General features: G+C 35.1%; 14 protein-coding genes. 3 read left to right on the forward strand and 11 right to left on the reverse strand.

Annotated elements, in window-relative coordinates; all coding sequences use genetic code 11:
• Positions 1-97 precede the first annotated feature (97 nt).
• The 4 genes from pnpS to citZ form a co-directional block, all read right to left on the reverse strand.
• A complete protein-coding gene (pnpS, locus tag WKT09_RS06605) occupies positions 98-1,471 on the reverse strand; it encodes a two-component system histidine kinase PnpS (protein ID WP_340415282.1) in 1,374 nt (457 codons plus the stop codon).
• On the reverse strand, positions 1,468-2,160 hold the full coding sequence (locus WKT09_RS06610) for a response regulator transcription factor (protein ID WP_340415283.1): 693 nt from the start codon (positions 2,158-2,160) through the stop codon (positions 1,468-1,470). The genes pnpS and WKT09_RS06610 overlap by 4 nt, the downstream gene beginning before the upstream one ends.
• Before the next feature lie 455 nt (positions 2,161-2,615).
• Entirely contained in the window at positions 2,616-3,878 is a 1,263-nt protein-coding gene (gene icd, locus WKT09_RS06615; protein WP_340415284.1) for an NADP-dependent isocitrate dehydrogenase, read from the reverse strand.
• A 187-nt stretch (positions 3,879-4,065) separates the two neighbouring features.
• Positions 4,066-5,181, reverse strand: a complete 1,116-nt coding sequence (gene citZ, locus WKT09_RS06620) for a citrate synthase (protein WP_340415285.1) — start codon at positions 5,179-5,181, stop codon at positions 4,066-4,068.
• Positions 5,182-5,499: 318 nt separating this feature from the next.
• Here citZ and WKT09_RS06625 point away from each other — a divergent pair, with 318 nt between their 5' ends.
• Positions 5,500-6,579: an AI-2E family transporter gene (locus WKT09_RS06625; RefSeq protein WP_340415286.1), complete on the forward strand. Its 1,080-nt coding sequence runs from the start codon at positions 5,500-5,502 to the stop codon at positions 6,577-6,579.
• Positions 6,580-6,685: 106 nt separating this feature from the next.
• Here the strand turns inward: WKT09_RS06625 and WKT09_RS06630 are convergent, their stop codons facing one another.
• The 7 genes from WKT09_RS06630 to dnaE form a co-directional block, all read right to left on the reverse strand.
• Positions 6,686-7,075, reverse strand: a complete 390-nt coding sequence (locus tag WKT09_RS06630) for an FxsA family protein (RefSeq protein WP_340415287.1) — start codon at positions 7,073-7,075, stop codon at positions 6,686-6,688.
• Between the two features lie 31 nt (positions 7,076-7,106).
• Positions 7,107-8,867 (reverse strand): pyruvate kinase, encoded by a 1,761-nt coding sequence (gene pyk, locus WKT09_RS06635; RefSeq protein ID WP_340415317.1) that lies wholly within the window; start codon positions 8,865-8,867, stop codon positions 7,107-7,109.
• 35 nt (positions 8,868-8,902) lie between these two features.
• The gene (pfkA, locus tag WKT09_RS06640; RefSeq protein ID WP_340415288.1) at positions 8,903-9,862 is read right to left on the reverse strand and encodes a 6-phosphofructokinase; all 960 of its coding nucleotides are present in this window, start codon (positions 9,860-9,862) and stop codon (positions 8,903-8,905) included.
• A gap of 221 nt (positions 9,863-10,083) precedes the next feature.
• Positions 10,084-11,040, reverse strand: coding sequence for an acetyl-CoA carboxylase carboxyl transferase subunit alpha (accA, locus tag WKT09_RS06645; protein ID WP_340415289.1), 957 nt, complete (start codon positions 11,038-11,040; stop codon positions 10,084-10,086).
• Complete coding sequence (accD, locus tag WKT09_RS06650) at positions 11,037-11,948, reverse strand: acetyl-CoA carboxylase, carboxyltransferase subunit beta (RefSeq protein ID WP_340415290.1); 912 nt, start codon at positions 11,946-11,948, stop codon at positions 11,037-11,039. Before accD ends, accA begins: the two co-directional genes overlap by 4 nt.
• 191 nt (positions 11,949-12,139) lie before the next feature.
• The gene (locus WKT09_RS06655) at positions 12,140-13,378 is read right to left on the reverse strand and encodes an NAD(P)-dependent malic enzyme (RefSeq protein ID WP_340415291.1); all 1,239 of its coding nucleotides are present in this window, start codon (positions 13,376-13,378) and stop codon (positions 12,140-12,142) included.
• 135 nt (positions 13,379-13,513) lie between these two features.
• Positions 13,514-16,810: a DNA polymerase III subunit alpha gene (dnaE, locus tag WKT09_RS06660; protein WP_340415292.1), complete on the reverse strand. Its 3,297-nt coding sequence runs from the start codon at positions 16,808-16,810 to the stop codon at positions 13,514-13,516.
• Between the two features lie 100 nt (positions 16,811-16,910).
• Here dnaE and WKT09_RS06665 point away from each other — a divergent pair, with 100 nt between their 5' ends.
• Entirely contained in the window at positions 16,911-17,243 is a 333-nt protein-coding gene (locus tag WKT09_RS06665) for a YtrH family sporulation protein (protein ID WP_336266830.1), read from the forward strand.
• Positions 17,243-17,740, forward strand: coding sequence for a sporulation membrane protein YtrI (gene ytrI / locus WKT09_RS06670; RefSeq protein ID WP_340415293.1), 498 nt, complete (start codon positions 17,243-17,245; stop codon positions 17,738-17,740). Before WKT09_RS06665 ends, ytrI begins: the two co-directional genes overlap by 1 nt.
• The last annotated feature ends 35 nt before the right edge of the window (positions 17,741-17,775 follow it).

Genomic DNA, 17,775 nt, shown 5'->3' on the forward strand with positions numbered 1-17,775 from the left:
TGTAAAAACGTCCTCGTTCCTAGTAATGATGTTTTCATGATCTACAACAAAAAAACTTCCATAACGGTAGTATTTCGTTCTGGAAGTTTTTTATTGGTTATCGTTGTTCTTTTGGAAAATAGATGGAAAAAGTTGTTCCTTTTCCTAGTTCACTATCTACTTTAATTTCCCCATCATGCAATTCAACGATATGTTTCACAATCGCTAAACCTAAACCTGTACCACCCGTATTTCGACTACGCGCTTTATCTACACGATAAAATCGTTCGAAAATACGTGGGATGGCATCTTGAGATATGCCAATTCCAGTATCTGATACGTGGAAACAAATACGATCCCCTTCATCTGAAATAGCTAAGGAAACTTTCCCTTGTTCAGGTGTGTAACTAATCGCATTCGATAACAAGTTTATTAACACTTGTTTCACTTTTTCTTCATCTGCTGAAAATGTTAAGGCCATATCTTCTGGGAACTCTACTTCAATTTCTTTACGTTTTGCATGCTGTTCAATTAACGGGCGAATATCTGCAACGATTGCATCCGAATGAATCTCTTCTACGTGGATCTTCGATTCATCTTTTTCTAAATTAGATAAAATGAGTAAATCATTAATTAATAATTGAATTCGTTTACTCTCATCAAAAATAATTTTCAAAAATTGATTACGAGTTTCAGGATCTTCTTGTGCTCCATCTAATAAGGTTTCCGAGAAGCCACGAATCGATGTAATCGGCGTTTTTAATTCGTGTGACACATTTGCAACGAAATCTTTACGCATTACTTCTAATAATTTAAACTCTGTAATATCATAAACGACTAACACCGCACCTTTTAACATATTACGTTCATTAAAAATTGGTGCCCCAACAATTTCTAAATATATTTTTTCCCCATTTTTATCCACTGAAAACAAATGCTTGACATGTTTTTCATATAAAAATGTTTCTTGTACAGTATGATGAATTTGTTCACTATCCAGTACATCGTAATAAATATGTCCGACATAATCATGTGGTGTTTTACCGAACATAGATAAAAACTTTCTGTTTACAAAATGAATATATCCCTTTTCATCAATTAAAACAAGGCCACTCTCCGTGTTTTCAATGACCGTCGTTAACTGTTCTGCTTGAATTTGTTCAGAAATAGTTAATTCACTTAAATTTCGTGCCAATGCATTCACTTTGGAACTAACTTCCCCAATGGTGCCCGTCATCGATTGGTTGACTCGTGCATTATAATTCCCTTCTAATAATTTATCCATTGTCTTTGCTACTTTTTCGACTGGCTTAATATATTTATCATAAAAATAAGAAATAACGAGTAATAAAACAATACATTCAATAACGAGGACAGCTAGTAGCACGTAGTAATTCGTGACAACCGGGAATAAAACGACGCCACTAATGAGCAAAATCGCAAGAACGAGGAATGTATATCCCCTTAACTTTTTTGACAACAGCTTTTTCATTTAGGCTCCTCCAATTTATAACCAAAGCCCCGTACAGTCTTAATATATCGTGGTTTTCGCGTATCTTCTTCAATTTTTTCCCGTATATTACTTACTTGTACGTCGACTATTCTAGTATCACCAACAAAATCATACCCCCATACAGCACTTAATAACTGTTCACGGGATAAAATTTGTCCTTTATGTTGAATTAAATAAACGAGTAATTCAAATTCTTTACGTGTTAATTCTAAATATTCTCCTTTGAAATCTGCTTCAAATTTCTTTGGTGCAATAACTAAATCACCAACTTTTAATGTTTCATCTTCATATACTTGATGACGTTCCGTACGACGTAATATTGCTTGAATTCTAGCAAGTAACTCTTTCGGACTGAATGGTTTCGTCAAATAATCATCTGCTCCCATTTCCAGGCCATGTACTTTATCGTACTCATTATCTTTTGCTGTTAACATTAAAATCGGTGTGAAATTTTCTTCCTGACGTACTCTTTTGCAAACATCAATCCCATTTACTTTCGGTAACATTAAATCTAAAACGACTAAATCATATGTATGTTCACTTAATTTTTCAATACCTTCTTCTCCATCGTATGCAACATCTGTTTTATATCCTTCTTTTTCTAAATTAAATTTAATTAATGTTACAATAGCTGGTTCATCTTCTATAATTAAAATTGAACGATCCACAGCGCTACCTCTTTTCTTATCAAAAATATCAATATACATTTATTTTACATTATTGTTACGATAGATTGGGAGATTTATCGGAAAATTAATATAAAATTTACAATCAATTGATGAAATATGCCCTATAGATGCTCGTTACATGTTACATTTCCATTCGTAATATGGTTATTCGTGTTTGTTGCCATCATACTTAACACGTATGTTTCTCGTTAATAGTGATGAAGTATGTATGCTAGTTCCCTTTCAACATGTACATGTCATTTAATAGCCTTTTACACATTGATCTAAAAAAATCCTTTTTCGAGCAAAACGAAAAAAGGATAGATAAAAAAACAAAAACGTTTGATCAAAATATGATATATAGAAAGAAACTTCGTCTTCGTTCGGAAACAAAGTGGAAGTTTCTTTCATTTACTGTTCACATTTTAAGTTCACATTTTTGTTTTTGTGTAAAATTATAAGTTTTTGATTAATTCATCCGCGAATTCAGAACATTTTACTTCTGTAGCACCGTCCATTAAACGAGCAAAGTCGTATGTTACAACTTTAGAAGCAATTGTTTTGTTCATTGATTCTGAGATTAAGTTAGCAGCTTCTGTCCATCCTAGGTGCTCTAACATTAATACGCCTGATAATAATACAGATGATGGGTTCACTTTATCTAAACCTGCATATTTAGGAGCTGTTCCGTGTGTAGCTTCGAAAATAGCATGTCCAGTAACGTAGTTAATGTTTGCTCCAGGAGCGATTCCGATTCCACCAACTTGTGCAGCTAATGCATCAGAAATATAATCTCCATTTAAGTTCATCGTTACAACTACTTCATGTTCTTTCGGACGAGTTAAAATTAACTGTAAGAAAATATCAGCAATAGCATCTTTTACGATGATTTTTCCAGCAGCTTCTGCATCAGCTTGCGCTTTGTTTGCTGCTTCTTTCCCTTCAGCTTCTACGATACGATCATATTCAGCCCAAGTGAATACTTTATCACCATATTCAGCTTCTGCAACTTCGTAACCCCAATCTTTGAACGCACCTTCCGTAAACTTCATAATGTTTCCTTTGTGTACTAAAGTAACACTCTTACGGCCATGCTCGATTGCATAGTCAATAGCAGAACGTACTAAACGCTTCGTACCTTCAGCTGAAACTGGCTTAATTCCGATTCCTGAAGTTTCAGGGAAACGAATGTTTTTCACGCCCATTTCATCTTGTAAGAAGTTAATGACTTTTTCAACTTCTGGTGTTCCTTGTTTCCACTCAATACCAGCATAAATATCTTCTGTGTTTTCACGGAAAATAACCATGTTCACATCTTCAGGGCTTTTTACCGGAGAAGGTACACCTTCGAAATACTCTACTGGACGTAAGCATGTATATAAATCTAATTCTTGACGTAGTGCTACGTTTAATGAACGGAATCCTCCACCAATTGGAGTTGTAAGAGGTCCTTTAATCGCAATTTTGTATTCATCAATTGTATCTAAAGTTTCTTGTGGTAACCATTCACCTGTTTCGTTGAATGCTTTTTCACCAGCTAGAACTTCTTTCCATTCAATTTTTTTCTCACCGTTGTATGCTTTTTCAACTGCTGCATCTAACACACGGCTTGCTGCGTTCCAAATATCTGGTCCAGTTCCATCTCCAATAATGAAAGGAATTACTGGATTATTTGGTACTTGTAAAACTCCATCCTCAATTGTGATCTTATTAGTCATCTTCAAAAAACCTCCTAAAAATTTTAATTCTTTTGAACCATTTCATTATTTACTAAGGCAAAAATGGTTTCTTTTTCTCTCTTTCTAGAATATACCATTTTTAAATAGAAATAGTAATTATTTTGTTTCAGACATACGTAGTAGTAGCCAGATGACCGGCTACTACTTAGTGTGTATTCAAAATATATTAACGATTTTCAATTGCTACGAAGCTACGTAAAGCTGGTCCAGTGTACTCTGCACGTGGACGAATTAAACGGTTGTTATCATATTGTTCTAAAATATGTGCTAACCATCCAGACATACGGCTTACAGCAAAAATTGGTGTAAATAAGTCATGGTCAATCCCTAAACTATGATATACACTTGCAGAATAAAAGTCAACGTTTGCAGGTAGACCTTTATGTTCTTTAATGTATTTTTCAATCTTTACAGACATACGGTATAATTCTTCTTTATTGTGTAATTTCGTTAATTTCTCTGACATTAATTGTAAATGTTTTGCACGTGGATCTCCTGTACGATAAACACGGTGTCCCATACCCATAATTTTTTCTTTGTTCGCTAATTTTTCTTCAATGTATGGAATGGCATTTTCTTCTGAACCAATTTCCGTTAACATATGCATTACTTGCTCGTTCGCTCCACCATGTAAAGGTCCTTTTAATGCACCGATTGCAGCAGTTACACCAGAATAAACATCTGATAATGTTGCTACACAAACACGTGCTGTAAACGTGGAAGCGTTTAACTCGTGATCCGCATGTAAAATTAATGCTTTATCAATTGCTTCAATTTCGATATCTTCGCCTTCTTTATCATTTAACATGTATACGAAGTTTTCAGCGAATGTTAAGTCTGTTTTTGGTGTTACAGGCTCTAACCCTTTACGAATACGTGAGAAAGCCGTTACAATTGTTGCAACCTGTGCTTGTAGACGAATTGCTTTACGACGGTTTGCTTCTGGATCCATCACATCTGCCTCTTCATCATATAAACCTAATAATGAAATAGCTGTACGTAATGCTGCCATTGGATGTACGGTAGATAAGTCATATGATTTTAAATGGTCAATAACTCCTTGAGGTACTGCCATATTTTCTGCTAATTCTTTTCTTAATGCTTCATATTGTTCCTGTGTTGGTAATTCACGGTTCCATAATAAGTAAATAACTTCTTCAAAAGTTGCATTTTCTGTTAATTCATCGATAGAATAACCTGCATACGTTAATTTATCGTCAATAATAGAACAAATCGACGATTCCGTTACAACAATTCCTTCTAAACCTTTAGATACTGACATTCTAAAATCTCTCCTTTTAATTTATTATCTTTTATTTCATAGAAATCAAAAGTTTTAAGTAAATGAAATTTTGTACATTCATTTTTCTATTACCCGTATTATAATGGATTTTTTCCTCAATGTGAATTGAAAGCTATTACATTTTGAATTCAAATTCAGTATTTTGGATAAGTATTTGTTTTATTCAAGTTTATATTTCGACAGCTCAACCATTTTTAAACGCAAATAAAGTCTATTTTCAAACGATTCAACATATAGTGTAAAAATAGATGTTTTCGCTTACATTTTTCTAATATTTGTTTTGAAAAGGTGACTTATATGACCCATTTTAGCTTACGTTTTATATTTTTAGCGATCATTTTAGGATGTTTATATTATTTTATCCAGCTATTTTCATTTCTTTTTATCCCAATAATTGTCGCATTCATCATCACCATATTTGTGCGACCTATCGTGCGTACACTAGAACATTGGACAAACTTACCTAAATGGATAGTCATTATATTCGTACTTTTTTCTTTTTTTATTAGTATAACAGGATTAACGGTTGTAACCTTCTACTTCATTAGCAAAGAATTAGAAGCAATTATTCAAGCGAACAATTGGAGTCTTACGGGAGTAACTGCTTATATAAAATATATATGTGAAAAAATTGCATCCATTTTACCAATCGATTTACACTCACTTATCGAGGATAGCATCCCACATTTCTTTCAACAACTAGAAAAAAATAGCATGGATATGCTAAAAGGGTTGTTTGAAATTATGTCTAATGTTGTTCAATCATTAACAAATGTCATTACGTTTTTGTTCATCGTATTATTTATCGTTTTCTTTTTATTAAAAGATGAATCTGACATAAGGCATTTTTTCAAAAAAATAACTCCTTCCACATGGTTGATGTATGTGAAAGAAGTGCAAAGGACATTACATACGTCTATTTTCCGTTTCATTAAAGCACAATTTTTGCTCGTATTACTTACAACCGTAATCATTTTTATTTGTTTACATATTTTCCAGTTTACCCATGTTACATTCATTACGATTATGACGTTTATTATTGATTTCATTCCGTATATAGGTATTGGCTTATTGTTTATTCCGATGATTATATTTCATTTTCTAACAGAACAATATGTTGCAACGATTCAACTTAGTAGCCTATATATATTTCTCGTTTTACTACGCCAAGTGTTAGAACCGAAATGGTATGCTGCATCCATCGGTTTACATCCACTCGTCGTGTTCTTTATATTAATATGTATGATTCACCATTTCGGTATGATTGGTATTGTTTTTACACCAGTTGTGATCATTCTTATTAGTGTGCTTTATTATACCCGAGTGTTTCAATTAATATGGTATTATGTAAAAACTGGGTCATTTCATCCAAAATAAAAAGAAGTTAGAACATAGTGGATAATCAGTGTAAAAACGATGATGTTTTATATTGCACCTGAAAATCCTTTTCACACTGTCTTTTCATATGTCCTAACTTCTATCTTTAAAATTTTCGATAAATAATCTTCCGTTTCGCTACTTTACGCATAAAAAAGGCATATATGGCATATTTAAATGGTTTTCTCGTAAAAGGTATAACGAGTAAAAATCCAATTAAATCTGTTACGAAACCTGGAATAACAAGCATTATTCCTCCTAAAATAATACAAAGACCGTCTAATAATTCATTTTTAGGTACTTGTCGATCTTGCAGAGTCGACTGGAAATTCCGCATCGTTTCTATCCCTTGTTGACGCACTAACCAAATACCGATAATCCCACTCAACAATATACCTAACACAACATATCCTGCACCGATTTTACTTCCTGTCCAAACAAATACCCCTATTTCAATTGCTGGAACGAGTAAAAACAATAGTATATATACGTACATTTCATTCTTCCTTTCTTACATACGAGGAATCTTACAGTACGCTTGCATGACCTTGGTGAATATTTCCTGTTCCACCATCAATCGTAATATCTTCACCATCTTTAATGGACGTAAACGCATCCTCTACCCCAATAATTACAGGTATACCTGCACTTAAACCAACGACAGCTGCATGGGAAGTTAATCCAGCTTCCACCGTAATAATACCACCTGCTTTTTTAATTGCCGGCATCATATCACGATCTGTTGCATGTGTCACTATAATATCACCAGGTTTTGTTCGTGCATTGGCATCTTCTGCATCATTTGTTACGACTGCTTTTCCATATGCATAATGACGACCTACACCTTGACCTTTTGTAATGACATTCCCAATTACGTGTACTTTCATTAAATTCGTTGTACCTGTCACACCTACTGGTACACCAGCGGTAATAATTACTTTACTTCCTCGTTTAAATAAATTCGTCTCAAGTCCTTTATTAATTGCCGTATCTAAAATTTCATCCGTCGTATGTGCCTGTTCACTTATAACGGGATAAACTCCCCAAGTTAATGAAAGGCGACGTAATACGGTTTCCGAAAATGTCACCGCGATAATCGGTGCTTCTGGACGATATTTCGAAATCATACGAGCAGAATGCCCTGATTGTGTTGGAGTTAAAATAGCACTTACCCCTAAATTTGCGGCTGTATGTGAAACAGACTGGCTAATTGCATCGGTAATGGTCATTTCAATTTTACGCGAACGATTTTTAAGTAATTGAGCATGGTCTAATCCAGTTTCTGTTTTATATGCAATGGTATGCATCATTTCAACAGATTCTACTGGGAATTCCCCTGCTGCGGTTTCACCAGACAACATAATCGCATCGGTTCCATCTAGAATAGCATTCGCAACATCTGAAGCTTCCGCACGTGTTGGACGTGGGTCCCATTGCATGGAATCTAACATTTGTGTTGCGGTAATAACTGGTTTTCCAATTAAGTTACAACGATGAATTAAATCTTTTTGTACAAGTGGTACCTCTTCAGCAGGAATTTCAACCCCTAAATCTCCACGAGCAACCATAATACCGTAACTTGCTTCTAAAATTTTATCAAAATTGTCGACCCCTTCACGATTTTCAATTTTTGAAATAACTTGAATATCGTGCCCGCCATGTTTTTCTAACCATTCTTTAATTTGCAACACATCTTCTGCTTGACGTACAAATGAAGCAGCAATAAAATCAACATTTTCTTCAATTCCGAAAAGAATATCTGAACGATCCTTTTCGGTCATCGAAGGTAAGTTGACACGAACGTTTGGAATGTTCACACCTTTTCGGTTCTTCACCATACCGCTATTCACAACTTCCGTCACAATTTCTTTTGCATCGTAATCAATTGCGGTTACTTTTAATGCAATTAATCCATCATCTAATGTGATGACGGTGCCAGTTTCTACGTCATGAATTAATTTATCATACGTGACCGAAAAACGTTCTTCCGTTCCTTCGACGTCATTCATACTAATGATCACTTGTTCACCACGTTTTAAAAATGCTTCTCCTCCTTTAAATGTTTTCGTACGAATTTCTGGTCCTTGTGTATCTAATAATATAGCTACTGTTTTATCTAATTCTTTCGCTACTTCACGAATATTTTTAATTCGTTCACGATGTTCGTCATAATCTCCATGTGAGAAATTTAGGCGTGCGACATCCATGCCACCAATCATTAGTTTTCGTAGTTTTTCTTTTGATTCGGACGCCGGACCAATCGTACAAACTATTTTCGTTTTACGCATTCGCATATTCATAACTCCCATCCTTCTGTCTAATTTTATATTGATAATTGTTTTGATAAATGATATAAATATTCGTCAACTTCATGTTTTTCTTGTAACACTACCTCATAATCTTGTGGAATTAATTCGTTTTTCCACATGGTGACAATTTTACTTTTTTCACCTTCTAATAATAAATCGACTGCCTTTCCACCTAATATACTTGCGAGGACTCTGTCAGTGGCAGTTGGTGTGCCACCACGCTGGATGTACCCTAATACTGTTACTCTTGTTTCAAGACCAGATAATTCTTCTATTTTACGGCCATATTTAAACCCTTCGGCAACTCCTTCAGCAAGAACGATAATACTATGTTTCTTGCCACGTTCTTGTCCATTTTTCAAACGGCATACGACTTCTTCCATCGTCGTTTCAATTTCTGGAATAATTATACTTTCCGCACCACCTGCTAACCCAGCATAAAGGGCAATATCTCCAGCATTTCTTCCCATTACTTCAATCACATATGTGCGCTCATGAGATGTGGCAGTATCACGGATTTTGTCAATTGCTTCAATCACTGTATTTAATGACGTATCAAAGCCAATGGTTCGATCTACACGAGCAAGATCATTATCAATTGTCGCCGGAATGCCGATAGTTGGAATGCCAAGTTCCACTAAAGATTGCGCCCCTTTTAAACTTCCATCACCACCGATAACGACCAATCCATCGATTTCATGTTTACGCAATTGATTGACAGCCAAAAGTTTCCCCTCTTTTGTCATAAATTCCTTACTTCGAGCGGAATAAAGAATTGTTCCACCTCGATGAATAATATCTCCAACAGAACCAAGTTCCATTCGTTTCATATTCCCTTTTATTAGACCATCAAACCCATTATAAATACCAATTGGAACGATATGATGATAAAAACATTTGCGTACGACCGCACGAATAGCTGCATTCATTCCAGGTGCATCTCCACCACTCGTTAACAGACCAATTTTTTTCATTTTGTACCTCCTACATTGAAGCATTGAAACATGAATTAGTATAACTTTTTTTGTTTAAATATTGATTTGGCATAACGTTTTTCTACATTTAATACATACTATTCCCTTACATGGAGAAAGGATGGCCATTATAAACGTATCATAAGTAGTTCGTAATAGAAAATAATTCTATTACCTCTATCTTATCACATTTATAAGACCATCCTTTTCATTATCCATTATTATACTTCGCCAAATTCGCCCATCTGTTTAAATTTTTCCCAACGTTGGGTTAATAAGGCCTCTTCTGTTTCTTTCGTTAATATATTGATGGATTGTTGCAATACTTTATCAATATTGGCAGCTTGTAATTCCACATTTCGATGTGCTCCACCTTGAGGTTCAGGAATAATTTCATCAATAATATGGAATTTCTTTAAATCATACGACGTAATTTTCATAGACTCAGCCGCTTTTTGCGCTTGAGTGGCATCTTTCCAAAGGATAGATGCAGCACCTTCTGGAGAAATAACCGAGTAAGTAGAGTTCTCTAACATATGCACGTGGTTTCCAACGCCTAATGCTAATGCTCCACCACTTCCACCTTCACCGATTACGATACAAATAATTGGCACCTTTAATCCTGCCATCTCTTTTAAATTGTATGCAATCGCTTCACTTTGTCCACGTTCTTCAGCCGCTTTTCCAGGTTCTGCCCCTTTCGTATCGATAAACGTAACAATTGGACGATGAAATTTCTCTGCTTGTTGCATATGACGAATTGCTTTTCGATATCCTTCAGGGTGTGGCATCCCAAAATTCCGACGAATATTTTCTTTCGTTTTCTTTCCACGTTGATGACCAATAATCGTTATTGGTTTGCCATGATAAAAAGCAATCCCTGAAACAATCGCTTCATCGTCACCAAAATAGCGATCTCCATGAAATTCGATAAAATCCGTAAATAAATGCTGTACATAATCTAATGTCGTTGGACGCATTTGATGACGTGCAATTTGCACACGATCCCACGGTTTTAAGTTCGAATAAATATCGTCTGATAATTTTTTTAAACGTTTTTCTAACGTATCGATTTCCTCCGCTAAATCAATTTCACTCGTTTGTGATAGAGCTTTTAATTCATTTATTTTATCTTGTAAATGAACGATTGGTTTTTCAAATTCTAGCACTTGATTCATCGAGTTTGTCCTCCTTCAACTGAAACGACCTTTGTTTCAGGAGTTTTTTCTTCTGCTACTTGCTCTACTGCATGTAATGCTAAAATGGTCGTTAGCAATTCTTTCATTTCATGACGATGAACGATACGGTCCAGTTGTCCATGTTTAAATAAAAACTCAGACGTTTGGAAGTCTTTCGGTAACTTTTCACGTGTCGTCTGTTCAATTACGCGTCTTCCAGCAAACCCGATTAAAGCACCTGGTTCGGCAAAGTTGTAATCACCTAACGATGCAAAACTTGCCGTCACTCCACCTGTTGTCGGGTGTGTCATGACGGAAATCATTAGGCCGCCCGCTGCAGATAAACGTTCAATAGCAACAGATGTTTTTGCCATTTGCATTAAACTTAAGACACCTTCTTGCATTCGTGCTCCACCTGATGCGGTAAAAATGATAAACGGTATCGAAAGTTCTCTTGCGCGTTCAACTGCTCGAGCAATTTTTTCACCGACCACCGAGCCCATACTTCCCATACGGAAGTTTGCATCCATTACAGCAAAAGCCGTCGGATATCCTCCAATTAGTCCTTTACCCGTGACAACCGCTTCATTTAACCCTGTTTTCTCACGGTCTTTGTTCACTTTTTCCATATATTCTGGAAAGTCCATTGGGTTTTCTGAGACTAATTCTTTATCCCATTCTTCAAATGTTCCTTCATCAAACAGACTATTAATTCTTTCCCAAGCATTTTGCTGGTGGTGAAAATCACAATTAGGACAAACGTGATTGTTTTTTTCTAATTCTTTTCTGTAATATATTTGTGAGCAATGATCACATTTCATCATGATGCCTGCTGGTACTTCTGATTTGGCTTTTTCGTCTGGTATGACGACGTTATTTTTATTTCTTGTAAAGATTTTTTTCAGCAATGAATTCCCTCCTTATTCACATTGCTTCTGAACATGTTATGTATAAAAAATAAGATGTATAAGTTCCAATAATATATAACTATAGAGATACATTATCATGTTCATTTTTACTATACTTTAAAAAATTATACATTTCTAGTATTTTTATCATCTTTTCTATTTTAATGTATAAGGAGGCAATGTATCAAATATTAATTGCTGTCTAACGCACTTAATCGTCTCGTTTTTTCAGCAATTTCCTCAGGATCTACCTCGATTCTCGCTACGCCACTTTCCATCGCAGCCTTTGCAACCGCTTTAGCAACAGCTGGTGCAACACGTGCATCAAACGGATTTGGAATGACATAATCTTCGTTCAATTCTGATTCATCAATTAATCCTGCAATTGCTTCTACTGCTGCAATTTTCATTTTTTCATTTATTCTTGTCGCATGAACGTCTAATGCACCACGGAAAATTCCTGGGAATGCTAACACGTTATTCACCTGGTTCGGAAAATCTGATCGTCCCGTACCGATTACTTTCGCTCCAGCTATTTTCGCGTCGTTTGGTAAAATTTCTGGATCAGGGTTGGCCATTGCAAAAATAATTGGGTCTTTGTTCATTTTTCTCACCATTGATTCTGTTAATGCGCCACCAACAGACACTCCGATAAATACATCTGCACCTTCAATAACATCTTCTAATGATCCTTCTAATTTTTTCGGGTTCGTTTTTTTCGCCACAATTTCTTTGACTTTATTCATTCTTCTAGGGCGTCCATCGTAAATGGCTCCTTGTGAATCACACATAATAATTTCGCCCACACCGAATTGATTTAATAAGTTTATAATTGCAATTCCTGCCGCTCCAGCACCATTTGCAACCACTTTAATTTCTTTAAATGATTTTTTTACTAATTTTAATGCATTTAATAATCCTGCAGCCGTCACAATTGCCGTACCGTGTTGGTCATCATGAAAAATAGGAATATTTGTTTCCTTTTTTAAACGATCTTCAATAATAAAACAATTTGGGGCTGCAATATCCTCTAGATTTACTCCACCGAATGTTGGCTCAATTAATTTCACTGTATTGACGATATCGTCAATATCATTTGATCCAATACAAATTGGGAATGCGTCTACTCCAGCAAAGGATTTAAACAGGACAGCCTTCCCCTCCATAACTGGCATGGAAGCCTCTGCACCAATATCCCCTAAACCTAATACCGCTGTACCATCACTAACAACTGCAACCATATTGCCTTTCATTGTATAATCATACACAGTTTGTTTGTTTTTATGGATTTCTTTACAAGGTTCTGCGACACCTGGTGAATAAGCTAAACTTAAGTCTTCCGAATTTTTTACTTCTACTTTTGTCTGTACTTCTAACTTTCCCTGGTTCACTTTGTGCATATGTAAAGCTTCATCTCTTAATTTTGACATTGTATACATTCGCCCTTTCATTCCTTCATTTCTCTTTCCGCATGTCTGTTTCGCAAAGTTGCATGTGTATAATATTTATTATTATAGCAAAAGATTTTTAAAAAGATAGGTTTTTTTCTTATCATAAGTGATTATTTATTTTAATACAACGTAATCAGCCCCGAAAAATGTATATAATTGTTGCATTATTTCATCGTTTACATTTAGTTTATATTGCTTTTCTAACATATATGCTTTATTCTCTCGTTCATCAAAAATGACGATGTGTCCATCTCCTTTTTTCGTTTGTGCCATACGACGTAAAAAAGATAGCGCTTCTTCACGAGAACGATCTTTCGTTAATTTAATATATACCGTTTTTGGAGCAGTTTTTTTCCATGCTTCTAAATCAAATACAGTAATTTCGTTTGCAATAAGTTGCTTTTTCTCTCGGAAACTATCTATTTTTCCTTGAATCATCACAATACTTTCTTCTTTAAACCAATGACTAATTTGTCTAAACACAGATGGAAATACTACGATATCTATTTCCGAAAATTCATCCGATATTGTAGCAAATGCCATCGTTTCAGCTCGTTTCGTATGTGTTTTACGAAAACTTTCTATAATGCCGACTGTACGTATTTGGGTATTCTTTGCTAACTCCTTTATTTGTGCAATCGATTGGACCTTTTCTAAAGATAATTTCATTCGAATACTTTCAAAAGGATGGCTCGATACATACATATTTAAAATATTTTTTTCATCTTGCAATTTTTCCATTAAAGAAAAGTCTTCCATTTCCACATAGGCGGTTGACATATCCATCTTGGAAAATAATGTGCTACCAAATAACTCTGTTCGTTCATAGGCTTGATCAATCGAAGCGAGTAAACTAGCTCGATTATCATATAAATCATCCAATGCCCCGGCTAAAATAAAGGTTTCCAATGCATTTCGCTTTAAGCCTTTGCAACGAAATGTAAAATCAAATAAATCTTTAAAGGCTCCATCTTTACGTGCCTGAATGATTAATTTAGCTGTTTCATAGCCAATTCCTTTCATAGCAAGAAGACCTGTTCGAATATTCCCTTCCTCCACAGAAAAATAAGCAAAGCTTTTATTGACAGAAGGAGGTAATAGTTGAATCCCGAATTGTTTCGCCTCACTTATATACGAAATCATTTTCTCTGGTTCATTTGCGACGGAACTTAATATATGTGCAAAAAAATGTGTCGGATAATTCGCTTTTAAATAACTTAATTGATAGGAAATTTTACTATATGCAACAGAATGGCTTTTATTAAACCCATAATCTGCAAATTTTATAATCCAAGAAAATACTTCTTCTGCGATCGCTGCATCATAGCCTTTTTTGGCACATCCTTGTAAAAACTTTTCTTTTATATGCGCCATTTCCCTGTGGTCTTTTTTACTTACCGCACGTCGTAAAATATCCGCCTCTCCTAAAGTAAGCCCTGCAAAAGTATGGGCGATTTGCATAATTTGTTCTTGATAAATTAAAACACCGTATGTTTTTTCTAAAATTGGAGCTAAATCAGGATGCAGATAGGAAAATTTTGTCGTTCCATGTTTTCTTTCAATATAAGTGGAAATATAGTCCATCGGTCCAGGACGGTACAAAGCGTTTACGGCGACAATATCATCCAAAGATGTCGGTTTTAATCGACGTAACACACTTTTCATTCCATCAGATTCTAATTGGAAAACACCATTTGTTTGTCCTTTTTGGAGTAATGCAAATGTTTTAGGATCGTTTTCCGGTAAGTGATGCAAATGATCCAACTTTACTTTCTCGGTCCGTTCAATGGATGTGACAATTCGCTCTAATAAAGTTAAATTACGTAATCCTAATAAATCCATTTTTAAAAGACCGATTTTTTCGAGTTCATTCATTGCATACTGTGTTAAGTACGTCTCATGAATACCATGTGTTAATGGAACATGTTGGATTAATTTCTCTTTCCCGATGACAATTCCTGCCGCATGTGTCGATATATGGCGTGGCAGTCCTTCCAATTTCATCGCAATAGAAAATAGACGGCGCAACTTTTCGGAAGCTTTAATATAATTTTTTAAATCAGGAGAATCTTGCACCACTTCTAAAATCGTTGATTGCCGCTGTTGTGGAAGTTTCCTTAAAATATATTGTTGGTCTTCGTCGTGCACTTGCATCGTCTTCATTAATTCACGTAACAAAGAGCGAGCTGCAAAGGTGCCGAATGTAATAATTTGTGCCACATAATCTTCTCCATATTTTTGTTTCACATATTGGATCACTTCATCTCGACGATTATCTGAAAAGTCAATATCGATATCTGGCATCGATACTCGATTCGGATTTAGAAACCGCTCAAAAAGCAAATCATATTTTAATGGATCGACATCTGTGATATGCAATAAATAACTAACGATAGATCCTGCTGCGGATCCACGACCAGGACCGACAACAATCCCATTGTCTTTTGCATATTGTACAAAATCTTGCACAATTAAAAAGTAATCATCAAATTGTAAATCATGAATGACTTGGAGTTCCATGTCTAGACGTTTTTTCGCTGCATCTTGTTGTTCTGGATATCGTTCCCGTATATTTTTTTCACATAATGTTCGCAAATACGATGCTGCCGTTTCTCCTTCTGGTACTGGAAATGCCGGTAGTTGAACTCGATTGAAATCAAAATGTATGTGGCATTTGTCTACAATTTCTTCTGTGCGATCTATTAGCTCTGGCCAATAATGAAACGCTCGTTTCATCTCATCTTCTGATTTCATATATCGCACTTGTTTTTCTTGTACGTTTTTCTCATCCCATTTTCTTCCATCATGCATCGCTTGCAAACAGTCATATGCGATAGAATCTTTTTGTTCTGCATAACGAACATCATGAATGGCGACAGCTTTTATACGAAATGTTTGTTCGACTGTACGTATTTTATCTATATATGTATCTACCAACATACTATCGGAGACACCAATATATAGGTCTTCTATATTCATGTTCGATGAAACAGATTGAAAGAATCCATTTAGTTGGTCTTCCGTCCATGTTTTTTGTACATACTCATTATCTGCTGGAATAATCGCAATAAGTTCATTCCTTGCTAATTCCTCTATCGTAGGCGATTCTTCCGTTTCTAATACCGTTGACATTTTGATTAGCTGTTCATATCCTGTATTATTTTTCGCGTAAAAAATAATTGGAATGGATACTTCTTCATATACATAAGGAACAACTAGTCCTAAAATAGGTTGAATGCCACGACCAATACAAGCCTCATAAAATGCCACTGCTCCATATAAAACGCGTTCATCTGTCAAGGCTATTGCACGATAATTTAACATTTCAGCATGTTCGACAATTTTATCAATCGTCATAGTACTTTGAAATAAACTATAGCCACTTCGTACTTGTAAATGTGTAAATGACATTATCTTCCCTACCTTTAATTGTTAGTATATCTATTATATCGATTTGTCTCATAGAATACATAAACGATGCATATATTGAATGTGAAACGGAGGTTGTACAATGGAAGAACGTTTTTTTACTTCATTTATACATTGTTACTTTATTGCCCTCGGTGTCATCATCGGTGGAGCAATTATCGGTAGTATCGGTTCTTTCCTCACTGGTGAAGCCCCATTAAATGCCATGTTACGTATTGCGCAATCCTTAAAAATTTGGGCCATCGTCGCGGCAATCGGAGGGACATTTGATGTCATTGAAAATTTTCAACGTGGCTTTTTAGATGGCTCTACATTAGATTTATTTAAACAATTATTATTTATTATTTCTGCTATGTTCGGTGTGAAAACAGCATTTTTAATTTTATCATGGTTCATTATTAAGGATGTTACGTAATGCATTTTTCACCTTACCATCAAAAACCGACATGGCAAAAATTTCTCGCCGGGATGTTTTTCGGCGCTGTCATAGCTTACACCGTATTTACATTTATGTACGGAAAAATGTATGAAAGTCTTCTAGCTAAAAACATTCAATTACATGCAGATATGGCTACATTAACGAAACAATATGATGCCCTTATTGAACAAAAAGAAAAGTTAGAACAAACGATGCCATATACGATCGGTTCAACAGAAGTACGCTTTACGAACGAAAAACAGTTTCAACAAGATGCACTCATCCAACACCAATTAACAAATATGATTAAGAAAGAATTGGAAACGTTTATCGGAAAACCTGTACAAAGTGTTGCAGAAAACGATACCCTCCTTATTAAATTAATTGAAAATAATGTCTATACAATAGATGACTTAACTTTTGAACTCCAAGTAAAAAAATTATTCATTTATGAAAAGCTTACATTATTTATTCAATTAAAAAAGGTCAATTAGTGAACATTTTTTGAATTTTACAAAAATTTTATAGT

The organism is Pseudogracilibacillus sp. ICA-222130, assembly GCF_037892545.1.
Taxonomy (GTDB): domain Bacteria; phylum Bacillota; class Bacilli; order Bacillales; family Amphibacillaceae; genus Pseudogracilibacillus.

Excerpts from the sequence above, each read along its gene's own strand:
- icd (WP_340415284.1), bottom strand. The coding sequence starts at position 3,878 with ATGACTAATAAGATCACAATTGAGGATGGAGTTTTACAAGTACCAAAT.
- WKT09_RS06665 (WP_336266830.1), top strand. The coding sequence starts at position 16,911 with ATGGAAGAACGTTTTTTTACTTCATTTATACATTGTTACTTTATTGCC.
- dnaE (WP_340415292.1), bottom strand. The coding sequence starts at position 16,810 with ATGTCATTTACACATTTACAAGTACGAAGTGGCTATAGTTTATTTCAA.
- citZ (WP_340415285.1), bottom strand. The coding sequence starts at position 5,181 with ATGTCAGTATCTAAAGGTTTAGAAGGAATTGTTGTAACGGAATCGTCG.
- pyk (WP_340415317.1), bottom strand. The coding sequence starts at position 8,867 with ATGCGTAAAACGAAAATAGTTTGTACGATTGGTCCGGCGTCCGAATCA.
- WKT09_RS06630 (WP_340415287.1), bottom strand. The coding sequence starts at position 7,075 with ATGTACGTATATATACTATTGTTTTTACTCGTTCCAGCAATTGAAATA.
- WKT09_RS06655 (WP_340415291.1), bottom strand. The coding sequence starts at position 13,378 with ATGTCAAAATTAAGAGATGAAGCTTTACATATGCACAAAGTGAACCAG.
- accA (WP_340415289.1), bottom strand. The coding sequence starts at position 11,040 with ATGAATCAAGTGCTAGAATTTGAAAAACCAATCGTTCATTTACAAGAT.
- pfkA (WP_340415288.1), bottom strand. The coding sequence starts at position 9,862 with ATGAAAAAAATTGGTCTGTTAACGAGTGGTGGAGATGCACCTGGAATG.
- pnpS (WP_340415282.1), bottom strand. The coding sequence starts at position 1,471 with ATGAAAAAGCTGTTGTCAAAAAAGTTAAGGGGATATACATTCCTCGTT.
- ytrI (WP_340415293.1), top strand. The coding sequence starts at position 17,243 with ATGCATTTTTCACCTTACCATCAAAAACCGACATGGCAAAAATTTCTC.
- WKT09_RS06625 (WP_340415286.1), top strand. The coding sequence starts at position 5,500 with ATGACCCATTTTAGCTTACGTTTTATATTTTTAGCGATCATTTTAGGA.